22 protein-coding genes and 1 pseudogene are annotated in these 20,100 nt (G+C 64.8%); 10 read left to right on the forward strand and 13 right to left on the reverse strand.

All coding sequences use genetic code 11. The features are described 5' to 3' along the window. The first annotated feature begins 2 nt into the window (after nt 1-2). Nucleotides 3-725 (forward strand): DNA polymerase III subunit epsilon, encoded by a 723-nt coding sequence (gene dnaQ / locus ACLGL5_RS06295; protein ID WP_069090584.1) that lies wholly within the window; start codon nt 3-5, stop codon nt 723-725. Between the two features lie 9 nt (nt 726-734). On the opposite strand, the pseudogene ACLGL5_RS06300 reads toward dnaQ, so the two are convergent. From ACLGL5_RS06300 to ACLGL5_RS06310, 3 genes and pseudogenes are all read right to left on the reverse strand, one after another. Continuing rightward, nucleotides 735-1,690, reverse strand: a pseudogene (locus ACLGL5_RS06300) (alpha/beta hydrolase). Continuing rightward, entirely contained in the window at nt 1,687-2,367 is a 681-nt protein-coding gene (locus tag ACLGL5_RS06305; protein ID WP_064982236.1) for an isochorismatase family protein, read from the reverse strand. Before ACLGL5_RS06305 ends, ACLGL5_RS06300 begins: the two are co-directional and overlap by 4 nt. Beyond that, nucleotides 2,364-3,659 (reverse strand): M24 family metallopeptidase, encoded by a 1,296-nt coding sequence (locus ACLGL5_RS06310; protein WP_069090585.1) that lies wholly within the window; start codon nt 3,657-3,659, stop codon nt 2,364-2,366. Before ACLGL5_RS06310 ends, ACLGL5_RS06305 begins: the two co-directional genes overlap by 4 nt. 330 nt (nt 3,660-3,989) lie before the next feature. Here ACLGL5_RS06310 and ACLGL5_RS06315 point away from each other — a divergent pair, with 330 nt between their 5' ends. Further along, on the forward strand, nt 3,990-4,298 hold the full coding sequence (locus ACLGL5_RS06315) for a hypothetical protein (RefSeq protein WP_069090586.1): 309 nt from the start codon (nt 3,990-3,992) through the stop codon (nt 4,296-4,298). A 51-nt stretch (nt 4,299-4,349) separates the two neighbouring features. On the opposite strand, the gene ACLGL5_RS06320 is transcribed toward ACLGL5_RS06315, so the two are convergent. From ACLGL5_RS06320 to ACLGL5_RS06335, 4 genes are all read right to left on the reverse strand, one after another. Continuing rightward, entirely contained in the window at nt 4,350-5,318 is a 969-nt protein-coding gene (locus ACLGL5_RS06320) for a GlxA family transcriptional regulator (RefSeq protein WP_069090587.1), read from the reverse strand. 46 nt (nt 5,319-5,364) lie between these two features. Continuing rightward, nucleotides 5,365-6,549 carry a trans-sulfuration enzyme family protein gene (locus tag ACLGL5_RS06325; RefSeq protein ID WP_069090588.1) on the reverse strand — a complete coding sequence of 395 codons (1,185 nt, stop codon included), beginning with the start codon at nt 6,547-6,549 and terminating at the stop codon, nt 5,365-5,367. After that, nucleotides 6,546-7,979 carry a pyridoxal-phosphate dependent enzyme gene (locus ACLGL5_RS06330; RefSeq protein WP_019862192.1) on the reverse strand — a complete coding sequence of 478 codons (1,434 nt, stop codon included), beginning with the start codon at nt 7,977-7,979 and terminating at the stop codon, nt 6,546-6,548. The genes ACLGL5_RS06325 and ACLGL5_RS06330 overlap by 4 nt, the downstream gene beginning before the upstream one ends. Before the next feature lie 169 nt (nt 7,980-8,148). Then, entirely contained in the window at nt 8,149-8,547 is a 399-nt protein-coding gene (locus ACLGL5_RS06335; RefSeq protein WP_069090589.1) for a RidA family protein, read from the reverse strand. A gap of 169 nt (nt 8,548-8,716) precedes the next feature. On the opposite strand from ACLGL5_RS06335, the gene ACLGL5_RS06340 reads away from it, so the two are divergent. Next, nucleotides 8,717-9,049 carry a hypothetical protein gene (locus ACLGL5_RS06340; RefSeq protein WP_064982244.1) on the forward strand — a complete coding sequence of 111 codons (333 nt, stop codon included), beginning with the start codon at nt 8,717-8,719 and terminating at the stop codon, nt 9,047-9,049. After that, entirely contained in the window at nt 9,046-9,693 is a 648-nt protein-coding gene (locus ACLGL5_RS06345; RefSeq protein WP_083246494.1) for a cysteine hydrolase family protein, read from the forward strand. The genes ACLGL5_RS06340 and ACLGL5_RS06345 overlap by 4 nt, the downstream gene beginning before the upstream one ends. Nucleotides 9,694-9,706: 13 nt before the next feature. On the opposite strand, the gene ACLGL5_RS06350 is transcribed toward ACLGL5_RS06345, so the two are convergent. Beyond that, complete coding sequence (locus tag ACLGL5_RS06350; RefSeq protein WP_069093225.1) at nt 9,707-10,060, reverse strand: winged helix-turn-helix transcriptional regulator; 354 nt, start codon at nt 10,058-10,060, stop codon at nt 9,707-9,709. A gap of 111 nt (nt 10,061-10,171) precedes the next feature. Here ACLGL5_RS06350 and ACLGL5_RS06355 point away from each other — a divergent pair, with 111 nt between their 5' ends. After that, nucleotides 10,172-10,942 carry a type 1 glutamine amidotransferase domain-containing protein gene (locus ACLGL5_RS06355; protein ID WP_069090590.1) on the forward strand — a complete coding sequence of 257 codons (771 nt, stop codon included), beginning with the start codon at nt 10,172-10,174 and terminating at the stop codon, nt 10,940-10,942. A 14-nt stretch (nt 10,943-10,956) separates the two neighbouring features. On the opposite strand, the gene ACLGL5_RS06360 is transcribed toward ACLGL5_RS06355, so the two are convergent. The 3 genes from ACLGL5_RS06360 to ACLGL5_RS06370 all read right to left on the reverse strand — a co-directional run bounded on the left by ACLGL5_RS06360 (nt 10,957) and on the right by ACLGL5_RS06370 (nt 13,121). Then, a complete protein-coding gene (locus ACLGL5_RS06360) occupies nt 10,957-12,300 on the reverse strand; it encodes an FAD/NAD(P)-binding protein (RefSeq protein ID WP_064982247.1) in 1,344 nt (447 codons plus the stop codon). Nucleotides 12,301-12,325: 25 nt separating this feature from the next. Next, complete coding sequence (locus ACLGL5_RS06365; RefSeq protein WP_064982249.1) at nt 12,326-12,796, reverse strand: RrF2 family transcriptional regulator; 471 nt, start codon at nt 12,794-12,796, stop codon at nt 12,326-12,328. A gap of 169 nt (nt 12,797-12,965) precedes the next feature. Next, nucleotides 12,966-13,121, reverse strand: coding sequence for a hypothetical protein (locus tag ACLGL5_RS06370; protein WP_171903232.1), 156 nt, complete (start codon nt 13,119-13,121; stop codon nt 12,966-12,968). A gap of 597 nt (nt 13,122-13,718) precedes the next feature. Between ACLGL5_RS06370 and tauA the strand changes: the two genes are divergently transcribed. The 4 genes from tauA (at nt 13,719) to ACLGL5_RS06390 (ending at nt 16,694) form a co-directional block, all read left to right on the forward strand. Continuing rightward, complete coding sequence (gene tauA / locus ACLGL5_RS06375) at nt 13,719-14,732, forward strand: taurine ABC transporter substrate-binding protein (RefSeq protein WP_069090591.1); 1,014 nt, start codon at nt 13,719-13,721, stop codon at nt 14,730-14,732. A 122-nt stretch (nt 14,733-14,854) separates the two neighbouring features. Beyond that, nucleotides 14,855-15,628 carry a taurine ABC transporter ATP-binding protein gene (locus ACLGL5_RS06380; protein WP_069090592.1) on the forward strand — a complete coding sequence of 258 codons (774 nt, stop codon included), beginning with the start codon at nt 14,855-14,857 and terminating at the stop codon, nt 15,626-15,628. Continuing rightward, the gene (locus tag ACLGL5_RS06385; protein WP_069090593.1) at nt 15,625-16,485 is read left to right on the forward strand and encodes an ABC transporter permease subunit; all 861 of its coding nucleotides are present in this window, start codon (nt 15,625-15,627) and stop codon (nt 16,483-16,485) included. The genes ACLGL5_RS06380 and ACLGL5_RS06385 overlap by 4 nt, the downstream gene beginning before the upstream one ends. A gap of 26 nt (nt 16,486-16,511) precedes the next feature. Then, nucleotides 16,512-16,694, forward strand: a complete 183-nt coding sequence (locus ACLGL5_RS06390; RefSeq protein ID WP_069093226.1) for a hypothetical protein — start codon at nt 16,512-16,514, stop codon at nt 16,692-16,694. 119 nt (nt 16,695-16,813) lie between these two features. On the opposite strand, the gene ACLGL5_RS06395 is transcribed toward ACLGL5_RS06390, so the two are convergent. Further along, nucleotides 16,814-17,575 carry an ABC transporter permease gene (locus ACLGL5_RS06395; protein ID WP_019862205.1) on the reverse strand — a complete coding sequence of 254 codons (762 nt, stop codon included), beginning with the start codon at nt 17,573-17,575 and terminating at the stop codon, nt 16,814-16,816. Next, nucleotides 17,572-18,498, reverse strand: coding sequence for an ABC transporter ATP-binding protein (locus ACLGL5_RS06400; protein WP_064982255.1), 927 nt, complete (start codon nt 18,496-18,498; stop codon nt 17,572-17,574). Before ACLGL5_RS06400 ends, ACLGL5_RS06395 begins: the two co-directional genes overlap by 4 nt. 239 nt (nt 18,499-18,737) lie before the next feature. On the opposite strand from ACLGL5_RS06400, the gene ACLGL5_RS06405 reads away from it, so the two are divergent. Beyond that, the gene (locus ACLGL5_RS06405) at nt 18,738-20,099 is read left to right on the forward strand and encodes a cytochrome ubiquinol oxidase subunit I (protein ID WP_019862207.1); all 1,362 of its coding nucleotides are present in this window, start codon (nt 18,738-18,740) and stop codon (nt 20,097-20,099) included. The last annotated feature ends 1 nt before the right edge of the window (nt 20,100 follow it).

The following is a 20,100-nucleotide window of genomic DNA, read 5'->3' on the forward strand; positions in this document are numbered from 1 at the left end:
CGATGCGCGAGATCATCTTCGATACGGAAACCACCGGCCTTGATTCGCGCGACGACCGCGTGATCGAGCTGGGCGGCGTCGAGCTGGTCAATCGTTTCCCGACCGGCAGGACGTTCCACCACTATATCAACCCGCAGGGCCGGGCGATCCATGAGGAGGCGCAGGCCGTGCACGGCATCAGCGCGGCGGATCTCGCGGGCAAGCCGACCTTTGCCGACATCGCCGAGGAATGGTTGACCTTCACCGACGGCGCCAAGCTGGTCGCGCACAACGCCACGTTCGACATCGGCTTCCTCAATGTCGAATTCGGCCGGCTCGGCCATCCCGTCGTCGATCCCGGCCGTGTCGTCGACACGCTGGCGCTGGCGCGCCGCAAGCACCCGATGGGCCCCAATTCGCTCGATGCGCTCTGCCGGCGCTACGGCATCGACAACACGAAACGCACCAAGCACGGCGCGCTGCTCGATTCCGAATTGCTGGCCGAGGTCTATATCGAACTGATCGGCGGCAAGCAGGCGGCGCTCATCCTCGACAGCGCCACCGCGCCGGCGCAGGGCGAGAATGTCCGCCACATCGAGATCATCGTCGCCGAGCGCCCGAGGCCGCTGCTGCCGCGCTTGACCGAAGCCGAGCGCGCAGCGCATGCCGCCATGGTCACGACACTCGGCGAAAAGGCGCTCTGGCTGAAAGCCAATTCCTCCGAAAAGAGCGTTGCGGCGTCGTAGGACAAACACTCAATACGGCCACTCGCCCCGCCCCAGTGATGCAATCGCCGCGATGATGCGCGCGAACGCCTCCGCCGCGGCCGGCACCGTGGTGCGGGCGCGCAGGAAACTGTGACCAGGCGCTTCTCCTCATGCCACCATGCCTTGCCGCCGGCCGCAACGATGCGGTCGCGGTAGGTTTCGCCATCGGACGATAGCGGGTCGCACTCGGTCGTGATGATCACCGTTGGCGGCAGGCCCGAAAAATCGTTGTCGCGCAGCGGTGACAAGGTCGGGTCGTCGGGCGATTGTTGCTTGGCCGAACGGACGTCGCGGTAGAAGGCGATATCGCTGACGGACAGCAGCGGTGCTTCGGCATGTTCGACATAGGAGCCGGCTGCCTCATCGCCGCCGAGGCCGGGATAGATCAGCACCTGGCCGATCGCGGCCCTGATATGCTGGCGCGTCGCCTGCGCCACGGCCGCTGCGAGATTGCCGCCGGCGCTCTCGCCGCACAGCACCAGCGGCAGGCCCGACGTCGCCGCCCATGCGAAGGCGGCCATCGCATCGTCGAAGGCGGCGGGGTGCACGTGCTCGGGCGCCAGCCGGTAGTCGACCGACACCACGTCGAAGCCGGTGCCGGCGCAGATCTCGGCACAGATGTCGTCATGGCTGTCGAGCCCGCCGAGGATGAAGCCGCCGCCATGGAAATAGAGCACCATGGCCCGCGCTGCCTTGCCGGCGGGCTGGTAGTGGCGGATCGGGATGCCGTGGCCCGAAGCGGCGACCAGGCCATCGCTGGCCTTAACCCCCGGCGGACGGCCCTGATGGAAAGCCCGGCACATCCTGTCATAGACCGCGCGCTGCTTGTCGATCGGCAGGCCGATCACCTCGGGCGGGTACCAGGCGTTGACGCTGTCGATATAGGCCCACAGCGCCGGGTCGAGCCGTGTTTCATATTTGCCGCGGTGTCGGTCTGCCGTCATAGATCGGCGTAGAGCGCCGCCGCATTGTCGAAGGTGAAGCGCAGCGGCACCGACCCCTCGACCTGCCAGGCGGTGACGGTCTCGCCGGCCAGCAGCCGGCAGGCGCCGTCCGTGTCGGTGACCGCGCCGCCATAGAGCCGGTTGGCGAGGTTGAGGATGCCGGTCTGGTGCATGGCCGCGCTGCCGCTGCCGCAGGCATCCTTGACCAGCAGCACGCGAAATCCCTTCGCCACGGCGTCCTTTACGGTGGCGTCGATGCAGGCTTCGGTCCAGACGCCGGCGACCACAAGCCATTCGATGCCGGAGGCCTTGAGCCGATCGGCCGCCGGACCGCTGCGCAACGCGCTGGCCTCGGCCTTGATCAGCAGCACCTCGTCCCTGGCCGGCGCTACCTCACGGCAGATCTCGGTCAGCGGATCGCTCTTGTCTGAGAAGGCCGACTTGCCGTCGGCACCGAGCGGATGAAAGGGCCGGTCCTGCTTGTCGAGATCGACGATATAGGCCCAGTGCTGGAGCGGCACGTGATTGGCGCGCGCCGCTTCTTGCAGCCGCTGGACATTGGCGAGGATGCCGGCAAAGCCCTCGACGAGGTAGCGCTTGTCCTGCCGGTGCTCTTCCTGCAGGTCTATGAACACGGCGGCCACCGTGCCGCGCTTGATGGAGATGGGAGCCTTCACGCCAAAAACTCGTCCTCATAGGGAAAGCGCGACAGAAGCTCCGTGCCCGTCTCGGTGATCAGGATCTCGTCCTCCAGCTTGACGCCCTCGCGGCCGCCCTTTTCGCCAATATAGCTTTCCACGCTCACCACCATGCCTGGCACGATATGGCCGTCGCGGCCATAGGTCTCGTAATCCATGGCATGCGCGATGAACGGTGTCTCGCCATGCATGCCGACGCCATGCATCACCGAAGTATACCGTTGGTCGACGAAGCGGTCCGGGATCTTCCACGCCTTCTCGGCGATTTCGCGAAACGCCATGCCGGGTTTGACGATCGAGATGTTGTGCTGAACCTGGTCGTGCGCCATGCGGTAGAGCGACTTCTGGTAATCGGTCGGCTTGCCCGGCCCGCAGCGGAAGGTGCGCGAGAAATCCGAATAATAGCCGTAGCAGCCGATCGTGTCGGTATCGAGCGCGAGCAGCTCGCCCGGCCGGATCTTGCGGCCGCTCGCCTCGTTGAACCAGGGATTGGTGCGCTGGCCTGAGGTCAACAGCCGCGTCTCGATGAACTCGCCGCCCTGGCGGATGACCTCGCCATACATGATGGCGAACAAATCGTTTTCGGAAACGCCGGGCTTGATCGCCTCACGCACCGCATAGACGGCGGCCTCGGCGCCGGCCATCGACACTTGCAGGCATTTGACCTCCTCCGGGGTCTTCACCGCGCGCACTGCCAGGATCTCGCCCTGGCAATCCTTGACCTCGCAGCCGCGCTTTTCCAGGGCGAGCGCCTGCAGATGACTGCAGCGGTCGAGCCCGAGCTTCATCGAACCCCCGCCATGCTTCTTCAGGAGTTCGGCGATCTCGTCGGCGAAGGGGCCGGCGGTTTCGTCGTCGCGGCCCGAAACCGACGACCACACCAGCTTGGACGGACGCGCCTCGTCGATCGTGTCGAGCACCATCGAGACATGGTAGCTCTGCGGGTACTCGAACAGCACGATCGGCCCTTCGGTCGGGATAAAGAAATAGCGGGTCGAGTTGCGCAGGAAGTAGCCGAACATGTTGCGCGAGCCGGTGGCGTAGCGCTGGTTGTACGGGTCGAACAGCACCACCCCGCCATAGCCGGCGTCGCGCATCCAGCCCCTCAATTTGGCCAGCCGGCCTTTGCGCAAGGCATCGGCGTCGATGAAGGATGGCTCGGTGTCGGACAGCCACATGCCGCCGGCCGGATCAGCCGCCGCCGGGTGGCGCATGCGGTCCTTGAAGTCGACGTCCTCGGTGCTGTCGGGGTCGAATACGACGATGCTCATGGGGTGTCTGGCCTTGGGTCGGTTGCGAGCTCAGACCATGGCGCAGGAGTGGCGGAGGCATTGTGCGGAAAACCGTATATGTTGTGCGGGATGCCGCTACACCCTAGACCCAGTGCCCATCAACCGAGCGATCGACTTCGATCTTTTGCTGACGGCCATCACCGAGTGATAGAAATGCTCTAGAGGCCGCAGTGGCTCCCCCAAGGGCTAGCGGACTGAACTACTGCCAATCGCCCATTGCGGGCCATGCGTCATTCGCGGATATTGTTTGCATGTGAATTGGCCGGACGGAGCTATGAAGCCACGATTGGCACCGATGGGAAGAGTGCTGTGGAAACCTTCAGCGAAAGAATGATCGGCAAATCGATCCGCTCCGTTGAGAGGAGCGAGCCGGGGTTCGGGATCAGCGTTCTTTTCTCCGACGGCACTGGGCTTACCGTCTATACAGAAGTGTCGCTGCACATGCGTGACAATGCAGGCGGTTCGTATATCGAACGCGTTACATCCACCGATGAAAGGATTACGCTCCACTTGGGTGGGGATGACTTCGTCGCGATTTCGATCGACCGCCAAAAACACGACGCCGTCGAGTTGTTCGTCTACCAAGACACAGACGGTACCTTTATCGTCGAGAACTAAGCGCATCCCTCTCCGCCCCGTTGGCTACAAGCAGAGGGTTGAGTTCTGACCCTAGTGCCGTCGCGCCAGCTTCGGCGGATGGCCATGCTCCTCGCGAAAAGCCCGGGCAAAGCTCGACATCGAGGCAAAGCCGCAGGCGAGCGCCACGTCGCGCACGGCGAGCGTCGAATGCGCCAAGAGGTCGGCGGCGCGCTTGAGCCTGAGCCGCCGGTAGTAGCCATTGGGCGAGATGGCGAGCTCGGAGCGAAAGCTGCGTTCGAGCTTGTCGGAGGAGACGCCGAGCCGCGCCGTCAGCTCCGCCATGCCGAGCCGCTCCTCGACCGCGTCCTCCATGATGGCGATGGCCGACAGCACCAGCTCGTTCTGCACGCCGGTGCGCAGCCTCAGCGGCATCAGCTTGCGGTCGACGCTGGAGCGCAGCTGGCTGTGCACGAACCATTCGGCGACGCCGGCGGCAAGCTCGGCGCCATAGTCGCGGGTGATGATCTCCAGCATCATGTCGAGACTACCGACGCCGCCGGCCGAGGTGAAGCGCTTGCGGTCGATGACATAGAGATCGCGGCGCAGCTCGATGTTGGGGAACGCCTCGGTGAAGGCGGCCTGGCTGGTCCAGTGCAAGGTGCAGGCATGGCCGTCGAGCAGGCCGGCGCGCGCCAGGAAGAACGCCGCATCCGCCACCGCGCCGATATGCGCGCCATTGCGCAGGCTGCGGCGGATCCAGCTTGCCGCGTCCTCGGCGACGAGATGGTCGGCATCGCCGCCCGAGCAGACGACGATGCGGTCGACCTTCGGCGCATCCTCGGCATAGAACCCCGGCTGGATGACGACGCCGTTCGAGGCCTCGACCGCCCCTTTCGTGCCGCCGACGATGATCCAGCGATAGCATTGCCGCTTCGCCAGAACATTGGCGGCGCGCAGCGGCTCGATGACGGAACTGAACGCCATCATCGGAAAGCCGGGGAACACCAGCACCGCGAAGGTCAGGGGATCGGTGGGTTTTTCGGGTTCGCGCGTTGCCATGGCCGCTACATCTCGGGCGAATGGCGCTTGGCGTCAACCGCTGGCGCTATCCCCCCAGCGCCTGCTCCAGATCGGCGATCAGGTCATCGCCATCCTCGATCCCCGCCGACAGCCTCACCAGCGAATCCGAAATGCCGATCTCGTCGCGCTTCTCGGCGGGAATGGACCCATGCGTCATCAGCGCCGGATGCTCGATCAGGCTCTCCACGCCGCCGAGGCTTTCGGCCAGCGTGAACAATTGCGTGCGTTCGAGGAAGCGTTTGGTTCCGGCGAGATCGCGGTCGAGCACAGCTGATATCATGCCGCCGAAAGCATGCATCTGCTGGACGGCGATGGAATGCTGCGGGTGGCTGGCGAGGCCTGGATAGATCACGCGGCGCACATCTTTTCGCGCTTCCAGCCACTGCGCGATCTTTAGCCCGTTGTCGGAATGGCGCTCCATCCGGAGCGCCAGCGTCTTCAGGCCGCGCAGCGCGAGGAAACTGTCGAACGGGCCCGATATGGCGCCGATGGCGTTCTGCAGGAATTTCAGCTGGGCCGCCAAATCCTTGTTGTCGCCGACGACCGCCACCCCGCCGACCATGTCGGAATGGCCGTTGAGATACTTTGTCGTCGAGTGCACGACGATGTCGATGCCGAGTTCCAGCGGCCGCTGGATATAGGGGCTGCAGAAGGTGTTGTCGGCGACGGTGAGGACGCTCTTGCGCTTGGCCAGCGCGGCGACGCCTTCGAGGTCGACGATGCGCAGCAGCGGGTTGGTCGGCGTCTCGACCCACAGCAGCTTCGTCTCCGGGCGGATCGCGGCTTCGACCGCGGCAAGGTCGGTGAAGTCGACGAAAGAGACCTGCAGACCCGCCGAGCGCTTGCGCACCCGCTCCATCAGCCGGAAGGACCCGCCATAGATGTCGTCGGTGGCGACGATATGGGCGCCGCTGTCGAGCAGCTCCAGCACCGTCGAGATCGCCGCCAGGCCGGAGGCGAAAGCAAACGCTGCCGTTCCGCTTTCGAGATCGGCCACCGCGCGCTCGAAGGCAAAGCGCGTCGGGTTCTGGCTGCGGGCGTACTCGAACCCCTTGTGCACGCCGGGCGACTGCTGGCCGTAGGTCGAGGTGGCATAGATCGGCACCATCACCGCGCCGGTCAGCGGATCATGGCTCTGGCCGCCATGGATGGTGCGCGTGGAGAAGGCCAGGCGGTTCTTGCCCGATGGTGGTGGTGTGTGGCTGGTCATCGTGCGCGCCTCAAATGGTTGATCAGGTCGATGCGGGTGATCAGGCCGACGAACTCGTCGCCGTCGAAGATGATGGCGACCTCGTTGCGGTCGAACACCGGCAGCAGTGCATCCAGCGTCTGGCTGGCCTGCAGCGTGTGCAGATTGGAGGTCATCGCCGTGCGCACGGGCCCGTTGAAGCGCTCCCAGCGGCCGTCATAGGGGCCGTCGACTTTCGCCAGAATATCGCTCTCGTCGACGATGCCGATCAGCTTGCCATCTTCCAGAACCGGCAGCTGCGAGACATCGGAGCGGCGCATGCGGCCATAGGCGTTGAGCAGGCTTTCGTCCGGGCCGACATAGACCGTGTCGCCGGTGCGGTGCGAGCGCATCACGAGGTCGCGCAGATCGCCATGCTGCTCATGCTCGGCCAGCCCTTGCTCGGCCAGCCAGAAATCGTCGAAGACCTTCGATAGGTATTTGTTGCCGCTGTCGCAGACGAAGGTGACGACGCGTTTCGGCACCGTCTGCTCGCGGCAATAGCGCAAGGCGGCCGACAACAGCGTGCCCGAGGACGATCCGGCCAAAATGCCTTCGCGCGACAACAGATCGCGCACCGCCAGCATGCTTTGCTTGTCTGATATCGAATAGGCCTTCTTCACCAGCGACAGGTCGGCATTGGGCGGCACGAAATCCTCGCCTATGCCCTCCACCGTCCAGCTGCCGGCCTCTTCCATCTTGCCGGTCTTGATCAAGGGCGCCAGCACCGAGCCGACCGGATCGGCCAGCACCATCTCGGTCTTCGGCGACACCTTGGCAAAGTAGCGGCCTAGCCCGGTCAGCGTACCGCCCGAGCCGACGCCGACGACCACCGCGTCGACATCACTGTTAAGCTGCGAGAAGATCTCCGGGCCGGTGGTCGTCTCATGCGCCAGCGGGTTGGCCGGATTGGCGAACTGGTTGGCATAGAAGGCGCCGGGCACCTCCGCCGCGATCTTCTCGGCCATGTCCTGATAATATTCCGGGTGACCCTTGCCGACATCCGAGCGCGTCATGCGCACCTCGGCGCCCAGCGCGCGCAGATGCTGGATCTTTTCACGCGACATCTTGTCGGGCACGACCAGCACGATGCGGTAGCCCTTGGGGATGCCGACCTGGGCAAGGCCGAGGCCGGTATTGCCGGCGGTCGCCTCGACGATGGTACCGCCCCGCTTGAGCCTGCCCTCTCTCTCGGCCGCCGCGATCATCGACAGCGCGATGCGGTCCTTGATCGAGCCGCCGGGATTCTGGCTTTCGAGTTTGATGAACAGCCGGCATTTGCCGGTGTCGAACTTGGTCAGCTCGACCACCGGCGTCTGGCCGATCAGATCGAGAACCGACTTGTAAGGCGGCCGCAGGCGCGAGGATTGGCCATCCGGGCTGCCTGGCGCAGCTTTTCCGTGCTCGCTCATATCGAAGCTCCCTGATCAAGCAACCGGCTCGGGGGCAGAGCGGCAGCGTAGCCTCTTTTCCAGCCGTTTGTCGCGGGAAAGAAGATAGAACGTGCCAATCAGCCGGCCAGACGAGGAATGAAATTCCAAGCGGCAGCTGCTCATCCCCCATGGCACCAAAGCAGGGCTTCTAGCCGATCGCCGCCTGCCCCTCGATCTCGATCAGGAAATCCGGATTGGCGAGGCCGAGCACGCGTATGCCTGTCACCACCGGCGGCGGCCCGCGATCGCCCCAAAATGCCATCCAGGCGCCGAAGGCCGGCCTGATGTCGGCGTCGCCGACAATGTAGATCGACAGGCGGACGAGGTCTTCCGGCCTGGCGCCGCCGGCATCGAGCACCATCGCCAGATTGGCCAGCGCCTGCGCGGTCTGCGCCGCGATGTCGCCCTTGCCGACGATCTGGCCATTGGCGTCGATGCCGTTCTGGCCGCCGATCAGTACGATGCGGGCCGAGGCCGGCAGCGCCACGCCCTGCGAATAGGCCGGGTTGCTGTGCATGCCCTTCGGGTTCAGCCGCTCGATGGCCATTCTCGTCTCCTCTCCGCTGAATGCCGCGCGCCACGAAAGGGCAACCGGCCGGCTCGTTCAACGAACCATCTCGTTCGTTGAAGCCGCCATTTTCGACATGCTAGCCGAACGGGATGCCGGCCGAAACAAGCAGGCCGCGCGATCCTGACATGCCAAGAGGAGACAGCCGATGAAGATCATCGCCTATGACAACTTCAAGCCCGGCGTCACACTCGATGATTTGAAACCCTATCTGCGCGACGAGGTGTCGAATGTCTGGCGGCTGTGGAAGGCCGGCATCGTGCGCGAAAACTATGCCCGCGCCGATATCGGCGGCGTCATCATCGTCTTCGAGCTCGACAGCGTCGATGAAGCCAGGCGCTATACGGACGACTTCCCGCTGTCGAAGGCCGGGCTGCTCGAGTGGCATTTTCTCGCCTTCGATCCGGCACCGCTGCCGCTCGAATATCTGTTCGACCCAGGCGTCGACATCGCCCAACCCTGGGACCGGACCGCGGCATGATCCGGTCGAGCGAAGGCATAGAGGTTCCAACCAACCTGGCCGAATGGTGTGATCCCAGCCGCGTGGCGCTGGTGGTCTACGACATGCAGGTCGGCATCTGCCGCCAGGTCGCCGGCGCGGCCGATATCGTCGAGCGCACAGGTATTGTGCTCGAAGCCGCCCGCTCGGCCGGCATGCGGGTGGCGTTCACGCGCCATCTCTCCTTGCCGCGCAAATGGATGGGCGCCACCCAATTGCGCACCGCCATGGCCTGGCAGCGGCGCGACAGTCCCGACGCGGTAGAGCCGTGGTTCCTGCGCGACGCCGTAGCGACGAGAATTGTCCCCGAACTGGCGCCTCGCGCCGACGAAGCCGTGTTCGACAAGCTGACCATGTCGGCCTTCGATTCCACCGCCCTGGGCTTCGCCTTGCGCGATTGCGGCGTGCGCGCCGTCGCCCTTGCCGGCATCGCCATGGAGATCGGCATAGAGCCGAGCGTGCGCCAGGCGACCGACAATGGTTTTACGGCTGTGGTGATCGAAGACGCCTGCGGCTTCGGCAACCAGGAAGCGCGCGACCGCTCGATGGCGACGCTGCGTTTCCTCGGCGAGGCCGTCATCACCGATGTCGCCGGCTTTTGCGGCGCGCTTGCCGATGCGGCGTGAGGGACAAAAGTTGCTAGGCCGCCGCCTCGATATCACCGCGGAAGCGCACGCCCTCGGCGCGGCCATGCACGCTGCCCCAGTCGTAGAGCGCCTGGAGCGCTGCGGCCAGATCTTGGCCGCGCTCGGTCAAGGCGTAGCGCGCCTTGCCGTCGGGCGACGTCTCGAGCACCGCGAAGCCGATCTCGACGAGATCGGCCAGGCGCTGCGTCAGCATCTTGTCGGACAGCGACGGGATCAGCCGGCGCAGTTCGGAATAGCGCAGCGGCCCTTGCTTGATGCGCGCGATGATCACCGTTTTCCATTTGCCGCCGAGCGCGTCGAGCGCGAACTCGACCGGGCAGCCATAGAGTCTACCGCGTTGTGTCATGGCACCATCGTAGGCAAGGCGCCGCCGCGACGGAAGCGGATTTTGCCCGGCCATGTGGCCAGATTGCCGGGCCCGGCTTTGTCGGCGACAGTTTCATGAGGGAGAGCGAAGATGAGCGTCAGGGATGCCAATGCGGTCAATGCACGCAAGCCGAAACGTGTGGCCATCGTCATCGCCAATCCGGCCATATCGACCACGACAGGATGGCCGGTCGGCTTCTGGTGGAGCGAGTTGACGCATCCCTGGTTCGCCTTCACCGAGCGCGGCTATGCGGTGGAAATCTTCTCGCCCGAGGGCGGCAGATGCGAGGCCGACGCGCTGAGCGATCCGCGTGATCCCTCGGGTTATTCCGAAACCGATCTCATCTCGCTCGGCTTCCTGTCGAGCCCGAAACTCGCGGCCCTGGTCGAGACCACGCGGCCAGCGGCGGAGATCGATGTCGGCAGCTTTGACGCGATTGTGGTTGCCGGCGGCCAGGCGCCGATGTTCTCTTACGAGAGCGCGACCGACCTGCAACGGACCTTCGTCGCCTTCCATGAGGCCGGCAAGGTGGCCGCCGCACTCTGCCACGGCACCGCCATCCTGCGTTACGCCAGGCGCGCCGATGGGGCGCTGCTCGCCGCCGGCAAGACCGTGACCGGTTTCGCCAATGCCGAGGAGGATTTCGCCGACAAGGCGACGTGGGAGATGGGCGCGCTCGAGCGCGGCAAGCATCTGATGCCCTGGCGCATCGAGGACGAGTTGAGGGCGATCGGCGCCAACTATGTCCAGGCCGGGCTGTGGCGCGGCTTCGCCGTGCGCGACGGTAACCTGATCACCGGCCAGCAGAATTTCTCCGGCGCCGAGACCGCGCGCCTGGTGTGCGAGGCGCTAGGCGGCTGAGCGCCAGCCGGCATTTATCCCAGCAACTGCTTGCTCAGCCGCGCGCACTGGACGCGGATGTCGGGAATGGCGTCGATCTCGAAGAAGGTGCCGCGCGTCAGCGGGCCGACGGCGAGGATCTTGCGCGAGACCGTGCCGTCGCTGGCGATGATCTCGCAATTGGCCGAGACGTCGAGGCCGATGCGCATCGGATCCGGTCGCGCGAGCCCGCGGTCGACCAGGGAGCGCACCACGCTGTTCGACGAGGTCGAAATGTCCCGCACGATGCCCGAGCAATCATAGATACGGGCGACGTCTAAAGTCTCGACAAGCTGGCTGTGGCGCGACTGGATGTCGACGCTGAAAGCCTCGCTTGGCACGATGCCGACGACGCGCCCGGCGACAAGCCGGATGCGGCCGGCCTGCACGGCTTGTGTCACCTTGGCGTAGACTTCCGGCGCCATGCGATGGCGGTGGATGTCCCACCAGGCCTTGGTGTGCTCGACGAAGCGGCGCTTGGCGGAAGCCGGCCAGTTCTGCCAGATCTTCTGGTTGAACGGCCTGAGACCATCGACCACGTCGCGCCAGTCGATGCCGGCCTTCTGGTTCTCGCGGATCAGGTCGCGGAACCAGCCGACGAAATAGGAAAGCTGGGTGCCGAGCGGGATGTCGGCGACGTCGAGCTTGATCGGATTGCCCTTGCGGTGCGGCGACGGCAGCAGGCCGCGCCGCGACACCGCGACGATCTCGCCCGTGTGGCCGCGCTGTTCCAGCGCCAGGAACGCATCGACCATGCTGAGGCCGGTGCCCAGCACCATGACGCGGCTTTCCGGGTCGAGCGCGGTGTCGGCCTCCGAGCCCATGCGGATCGCATGGCCTTGCGCCGGCTGTTCGTCATGGCCGGTGGCGAGTATGGCCAGATGGGCGACGACGCTGGTGCCGTTGGCAAGCGCCACCTCGACGCCCGACGCGGTCGGCGTGATCGACAGGCTCTCTTCGTGGATCAGGCGCAGCCGTCCGGTCGGCTGCTCGCGCGCTTCGAGCTCGTCGAGCAGCTCGCCGAGATAGCGGGCATAAATACTGCGCGGCGCGTAGAAGGGTGTCTGCGGCGTCTGCTCCGGGTCGACCAGGCCCCGCCCCTGCAGCCAGCGCCAGAAATTGCCGGGATCGTCGGCATAGGCGCTCATGCCGGCGGCGCTGACGTTCAAGACATGGGCCGACAGCAGCGTCGAATAGGCGATGCCTTGACCGAAATGCGGGCGCTTTTCGATCAGTGTGACGCGCAGATCCGGATTGGGTGATTTCAGGAGATGCGCGGCCATCACGACGCCCGAGGCGCCGCCGCCGACGATGATGATCGAGTTCGCGCGGCCACTCATGCGCGCCTCCGCAGGACGGGAGGCGTCAGGCCTGGACCTTCACTGGTAGCTCGTCGATAGCCCTCGCGACCGTAAGGTCGTCGAGGACGATGTCGCGCATTTCGGCGAGGCTGCGCTGGTCGAGCACCTCGGCGATCGCCTGCCGGACCTCGAGCATCAGATGTCGGACTTGGCATGTCGCCTCGTTGCAGTCTTCACAGCGCTGATATTGCGTGCGGCTGGCGCAGGGAATTGGCGCCAGCGGCCCGTCGAGGACGCGCACGACATGGCCGACCTTGATCTCGTCGGCCGGCCGCGCCAGGCGGTAGCCGCCATCCTTGCCCTTGCGGCTCTGGACGAAACCGGCATTGCGCAGCTCGCCCAGTATGGCGTCGAGAAATTTCTTCGGAATGTTGTTGCCGGTCGCGATGTCGTTGACGAAGGCCAGTTGCCCGGCCGGCATATGCGCGAGGTGGACCAGCGCCTTGAGGCCGTACTTGCCTTTTTTGGTGAGCATTGACCGAACGTTTCTCTGTCATGCGATGGCACGAGGCCATCCGTTGCGAAACGCCTGGCGAGCCTCCCCGCCGCGTCCAAGCATCCATGACACATAAATTCTAGTGACATGATGTACAAGCCGAGAAACGTTGAATTTGCTTCGTTTTCAAGCCGCAATAGCCATTTTGTCAGGCCTTTGTGCCAATAAGAGCACAGAAATGCATCTCGATGGCGAAGAGGCGGCAAATGGTTTCCCGCAGGTCCGCCGTGTCGCGCGCCGACTGATGTGGTGCCTTCAGCCGACGCATGCCGTGAACGATCATGGTGGTGGGGTGCTCGCTCATCGTCGCCTCCAATCCCTCATGTCGATAAGGATACTATACTTACCCTCGAACACGCGGAATGGCTTGTCAATTCCGTGGCTGTTTGAGGCATGGATTTTTCGTGGCAATCGCAAAAGCGAAAATTGTCATTTCGTGGATGATGGGTGCCGACGGTTGTCGACCTGCCCCGAGCCTTCCCGACTTCGTCATCCACGGGCGGAGCAGGAGCGAAGCTCCCGTCGCGGAGACCCGGGAACTGCTCCGCAGCCCAATGGATCCATGCCGCGACCTTGGTCTAAGGGTGCAGCGGACCAGAACCTGAACCGCAGCAGCGCTCCGGAGTCCCGGCATGGTTCTAGGGTCTGCGCCGCGTCGCTTCGCTCCTTGCTTCGCCCGGGATGACGAAGTCTGGCGTTCGTGGAGCGTCATTCCCCTTCATATGGACCATCGTGGCGGTGACCGCCGCTGCAGCCGCCCTTTCCGCCTTGGCGCCGTCTCGTCGGCAGATTTTTTCCAACAAACCCGCCTTCGTTGGAAGGATTTAACTCTACAAGGCCGATAGAATTAGCGGACTATCATAGGGCAATCCGGTTTTCTCTGGTTTCATGGAGCCCTTTGATGTCCACCATTTCGCGACGCATTCTCCTTCTGTCGTCGGCTGCCCTCGCCGGCGCCGCCTTTCTCAGCCCGGCTTTGGCCGATGACCTGAAGATCACCATCGGTTACCAGACGGTGGTCGAACCCTCCAAGGTGCCGCAGGCCGATGGCGCCTATGAAAAGGTTATCAAGGCCGCGATCGACTGGCGCAAATTCGATTCCGGCGCCGATGTCATCACCGCGGTCGCTTCCGGCTCGGTCGATATCGGCTATGTCGGTTCGAGCCCGCTGGCGGCCGCGGCCAGCCGCGAATTGCCGATCCAGACCATCTTCGTCGTCGGCCTGATCGGACCGTCCGAGGCGCTGGTCGCGCGCAACGGCGCCGGCATCGAGAAGGTCGCCGACCTCGCCGGCAAGAAGGTCGCCGTGCCCTTCGTCTCGACCACGCATTACAGCCTGCTTGCCGCGCTCAAGCACGAGAATGTCGATCCGAAGTCGGTCCAGATCCTCAATCTGCGGCCGCCGGAAATCGCCGCCGCCTTCGCCCGCGGCGACATCGATGCGGCCTATGTCTGGGATCCGGCGCTCGGCCAGATCAAGACGACGGGCAAGGTGGTGGTGGATTCCTCGCAGGTCGCCGCCTGGGGAGCGCCGACCTTCGACGCCTGGATCGTGCGCACCGATTTTGCGCAGAAGAACCCGGAAGCCGTGCGCGACTTCGTCAAGGTGACGGGTGCGGCCTATGCCGAGTACCTCGCCAAGCCCGACGCCTGGTCGGTGTCCTCGCCGCAGGCCGGCAAGATCGCCAAGCTCACCGGCGCCAAGCTGGAAGAGGTGCCGGAACTGTTGAAGGGCTATGTCTTCCCGACCTTGGAAGAGCAGGCCTCCGACAAATTCCTCGGCGGCGGCACGGTCAAGGCGGTCGCGGCGGCCTCCGCCTTCCTCAAGGAGCAGGGTAAGGTCGATGCCGTGCTGCCGGACTATTCGAAATATGTGACATCGAAATACGTCACCGAGGCGCTGGCCTCGAACTGACCGCCTGGCGCCACCTGAACGCGCGCGGATCTCCTTCCCTGACGCCGCGTGCCTGCCCCGGAATCGCTGACGAGGCGCGTTTTCGGGGCAGGCGAGTTTCAATGAACGTCCTGAGAGGCTCCATGCCGCATCTCGTGCTCGACAAGATCTCGATCCACTATGACGGCCAGCCGGCACCTGCCGTCGAGCGTGTGTCGATCGATGTGGCCGGGGATGATTTCGTCGTACTTGTCGGCCGTTCCGGCTGCGGCAAGACCTCGCTGCTCAATGTCGGCGCCGGCCTGGTCACGCCGGCGCGCGGCAATGCCACGATCAACGGCCGGCCGATCACGGCGCCAGGTTCGGATCGCGCCGTGGTGTTCCAGAACGATGCCTTGTTTCCCTGGCTGACCGCGCGCGAAAATGTTGCCTTCGCGCTGCGTCTGCGCGGTGTCCGGCCGGCCGAGCGTGCGCGGCGCGCCGACGAGCTTCTGGCGCTGGTCAAGCTCGGTGACGCCGGCGACAAGCGCATCTGGGAGCTGTCCGGCGGCATGCGCCAGCGTGTCGGCCTTGCCCGCGCGCTCGCCGCCGAACCGCAATTCCTGTTGCTCGACGAGCCGCTCGGCGCGCTCGACGCGCTGACGCGCGAGCGCATGCAGACGACGCTGCTCGATCTCTGGACGGCCAGCCATGCCGGCGTGCTGATGGTCACGCACGGCATCGAGGAGGCGCTGGTGCTCGCCACCCGCATCGTCGTGCTGGCGCCAGGCCCTGGCCGCGTCGTGCGCAGCTTCGAGCCAGGCTTCTCCAGGCGCTACGCCGCGGGCGAGGGCATCCGCGCGATCAAGGCCGACCCGGCCTTCGCCGCGGCGCGCGGCGAACTGACCGATGCCATCTTCGAGGGAGAAGCGGCATGACCATCTCCTCCTACACCGAGCGCGCCGGCCACAGGACCGAAGAGGCCGACGGCCTATCGGTGCCGTGGTCGCGGCCCAGCCCGAAACGCAAAGGGGTTTCGGCCCGCATGATCAGCGCGGTCACCATCCTGGTGGTGCTGGCGGCGTGGGCGCTGTCGGCCCGCCTGCAGCTGGTGTCGCCGGTGTTCCTGCCCTCGCCCGTGGCGGTGTGGAACAAATTCATCGTCGTGGCGCGCGACGGCTTCGTCGACGCGACGCTGCTGCAGCACACTGTCGCCAGCCTCGGCCGCGTGTTCGCCGCATTGGTCGCCGCCATCCTCGTCGGCGTGCCGGTCGGTCTTGCCATCGGCATCAGCACGGTCGGGCGCGGCATTTTCGATCCGCTGCTGGAATTCCTGCGGCCGATCCCGCCGCTGGCCTATCTGCCGCTGGTCATCATCTGGTTCGGCATCGGCGAGCCATCGAAGATCCTGGTGATCGCCATCGCCATGCTGGCGCCGGTGGCGCTGTCGACCGCATCGGGTGTTCGCGGCGTCTCGCAGGAGCGCATCGACGCGGCGCGCTCGCTCGGCGCGACCAGGCGCCAGGTGGTCCGCCACGTCATCCTGCCGAGCGCCCTGCCCTCGATCCTGACCGGGCTGCGCATCGCGCTCGGCGCCGGCTGGTCGACACTGGTGGCGGCCGAGCTGGTGGCGGCGACGCGCGGGCTTGGCTTCATGATCCAGTCGGCGGCGCAGTTCCTGGTCACCGAAGTGGTGATCATGGGCATTCTGGTGATCGCGGCCATCGCCTTCGTGCTCGAATTCACCATCCGCCGGATCGAGCGCGCGCTCGTCCCGTGGGCGGGACGGGAATGATCAACCGCAAGCGCAGGAGAGTGACGATGACCCATTCCACCGCCGTGCTGTTCGCCCATTTCGGCGCCTGGCTGCTCGGCCTTGCCTCCGACGACAAAGCGGCGAGCCAGGAGCGCTCGCCGGCGCCGGTCCAATTCCCGACCGGCTGCGACCGCCTGCCGCCGCGCGACGAAAGTTTTTACTGGGCCTGGCAGTATTGGTCGCAGTGAGAGCTACAGGGAGCTTCGCTCCCTGTATCGTCCCAACTCTTTGTTTTGAAGCAATTCCGGACGGAAAACCGCTCACACTTTTCCTGGAATTGCCCCAGGACGACGACTTTAGCACTGCGTCAGTTCCGCAGCCTGTAGCCGGTCTTGAAGATCCAGGCGACGATGGCGATGCAGACGGCCAGGAAGACCAGCGTCATGCCGAGGCTGACGCCGACCGAGACGTCGGCCTTGCCGTAAAAGCTCCAGCGGAAACCGCTGATCAGGTACACGACCGGGTTGAACAGCGTGATCGTCTTCCAGATGCCGGGCAGCATGTGGATCGAATAGAAGCTGCCGCCGAGGAAGGTGAGCGGCGTGACGATCAGCAGCGGCACAAGCTGCAGCTGCTCGAAACTTTTCGCCCAGATGCCGATGATGAAGCCGAACAGGCTGAAGGTCACCGCCGTCAGCACCAGGAAGGCGATCATCCAGAAGGGATGTTCGATCTGCAGCGGCACGAACAGCGAGGCGGTGGCCAGGATGATCAGGCCGAGGATGATCGACTTGGTCGCCGCGCCGCCGACATAGGCGATGACGATCTCCAGATAGGAGACCGGCGCCGACAGAAGCTCGTAGATCGAGCCGACGAATTTCGGGAAATAGATGGCGAAGGAGGCGTTGGAGATCGACTGCGTCAAGAGCGACAGCATGATCAGCCCGGGCACGATGAAGGCGCCGTAGCTGATGCCGTCGATCTCGGTGATGCGCGAGCCGATGGCCGAGCCGAAGACGACGAAGTACAGCGATGTCGAGATGACCGGCGAGATGATGCTCTGCAGTACGGTGCGGAAGGCACGCGCCATCTCGACCCGGTAGATCGCCCAAACTGCGCGCAGGTTCATGGCTCTCTCCTCACCAGATTGACGAAGATCTCCTCGAGCGAGCTGTTTTGCGTGTCGATGTCGCGGAACTGGATGCCTGATGCCTCGAGGTCGCGGATCAGCGAGGCGACGCCCGGCCGCTCGGCTTGGTTGTCATAGGTGTAGGTCAATTGCCCGCCATCCGGCGACAGCTCCAGCGCATAGCGCGAGAAGGTTTCCGGGATCGCCGTCAGCGGATTGCGCAGCTCCAGCACCAGCCGCTTGCGGCCGAGCTTGTGCATCAGTTCGGCCTTGTTCTCGACCAGGATGATTTCGCCGCGGTTGATGACGCCGACGCGGTCGGCCATCGCTTCGGCTTCCTCGATATAGTGGGTGGTGAGGATGATGGTGACGCCATCCTCGCGCAGCCGGCGCACCATCTCCCACATGTCCTGGCGCAGCTCGACATCGACGCCGGCGGTCGGCTCGTCGAGGAACAGGATGCGCGGCTCATGCGACAGCGCCTTGGCGATCATCAGCCTGCGCTTCATGCCGCCCGACAGCGTGATCGCCTTGGCGTCCTTCTTGTCCCAGAGCGACAGGTCGCGCAGCACCTTCTCGACGAAGCCTGGATTGGCCGGCTTGCCGAACAGGCCGCGGCTGTAGTTGACCGTCGCCCAGACGCTCTCGAAAGCGTCGATGGTCAGTTCCTGCGGCACCAGGCCGATCAGGCTGCGCGCGGCGCGGTAATCCTTGCTGATGTCGTGACCGTCCACCGTAACAGTGCCGGTTGAGCGGTTGACGATGCCGCAGACGATCGAGATCAGGGTCGTCTTGCCGGCGCCGTTTGGCCCGAGCAAAGCGAAGATCTCGCCGCGCTGGATGTCGAGATTGACTTCCTTGAGCGCGGTGAAACCGGTGGCATAGGTCTTGGAGACCCCGGAAATGGACAGAATGGAGGGCATGGGCTGAAAACGGCTGCCTGAAAGAGGTCCCCTGATATAGGCCGAATGTCGTCGCGTGCAACCGCAAGTCAATGGCGCTGCTGACAGTTCTGGACAGCCAGTGCCGGGAGCGGCTGGAGATGTACCGCATGAACCGGTAAAATTGTCCTGTGGCGTTCAGCCTCGCGGCAGGACGCCGCTTTGACCAACTCGCATAACGGGCATACGCTGACGCCAGCAAATAGCAGCCGGAGCCCGCCATGGACCCGCTCATACTGTCGCGCATCCAGTTCGGCGCGAATATTTCGTTTCATATTCTGTTTCCGACAATCACCATTGCACTTGGCTGGGTGCTGCTGTTCTTCAAGCTGCGCTACAACGCGACCAACGATTCCGCCTGGATGCGCGCCTATTTCACCTGGGTGAAGGTGTTCGCGCTGTCCTTCGCCATGGGCGTGGTGTCCGGCGTCACCATGAGCTTCCAGTTCGGCACCAACTGGCCGGGCTATATGGAACATGTCGGCAACATCGCCGGACCGCTGCTGGCCTATGAGATCCTCACCGCCTTCTTCCTAGAGGCGGCCTTCCTCGGCATCATGCTGTTCGGTTTCCGCCGCGTTTCCAACCGCGTCCACACGCTGGCCACGGTGCTGGTCGCCGGCGGCACCACCCTGTCGGCCTTCTGGATCATCGCGCTGAATTCCTGGATGCAGACGCCGGCCGGCTTCGAGATGATTGACGGCAAGGCGCATGCCGTCGACTGGTGGGCCATCGTCTTCAACCCGTCCATGCCCTACCGCCTCGTTCACATGCTGCTGGCATCGGGTCTGACGGTTTCGTTCCTGGTATCGGGCCTGTCGGCGCTGCGTTATCTCAATGGCGACCGCTCGGAATCGATGTGGAAGGCGTTGCGCACCGGCGTCTTCACCGCCGCGATCCTGATCCCGATCCAGATCTTTGCCGGCGACCAGCATGGGCTGAACACGCTGGAGCACCAGCCGCAGAAGATCGCCGCCATGGAGGCCAACTGGAACACCGGCCCCAACGTGCCGCTGGTGCTGTTCGCGCTGCCCGACGAGGCGGCGAAGGAAAACCGGTTCGAGATCGCCATTCCGGACGGCGCCAGCCTGGTGCTGCGGCACTCGACCGACGGCGTGGTGCCGGGGCTGAACGATTATCCCGGCAACCATCCGCCGGTCTTCCCGGTGTTCTGGGGTTTTCGCATCATGGTCGGCACCGGCCTTTTGATGCTCGCCGTTTCCTGGTCGGGCGCCTTCTTCCTCAAGCGCCGGCATAGCCTGCCGAAGCCGCTCGCCATGCTGATGGTGCCGATGGCGCTGTCGGGCTGGCTGGCGACGCTGGCCGGCTGGTACACGACCGAGATCGGCCGCCAGCCCTGGCTGGTCACCGGCGTGCTCAAGACCGCCGATGCCGTCGGCCCGGTGGCGGGCAGCCATGTCGCGCTGACGCTCGCCGTCTATCTCATCCTCTACGTGCTGCTGCTGCTCGCCTATCTCGGCGTGCTGGTGCATCTGGCGCTGAAGGCGGCGAAGGATGGCGATTCATCACCACTGCCGGGCGTCATGAAAGCAGCCATGTCGCAGCCGGCGGCTGGGGAGTAAG

The organism is Mesorhizobium sp. U510 (assembly GCF_059180695.1).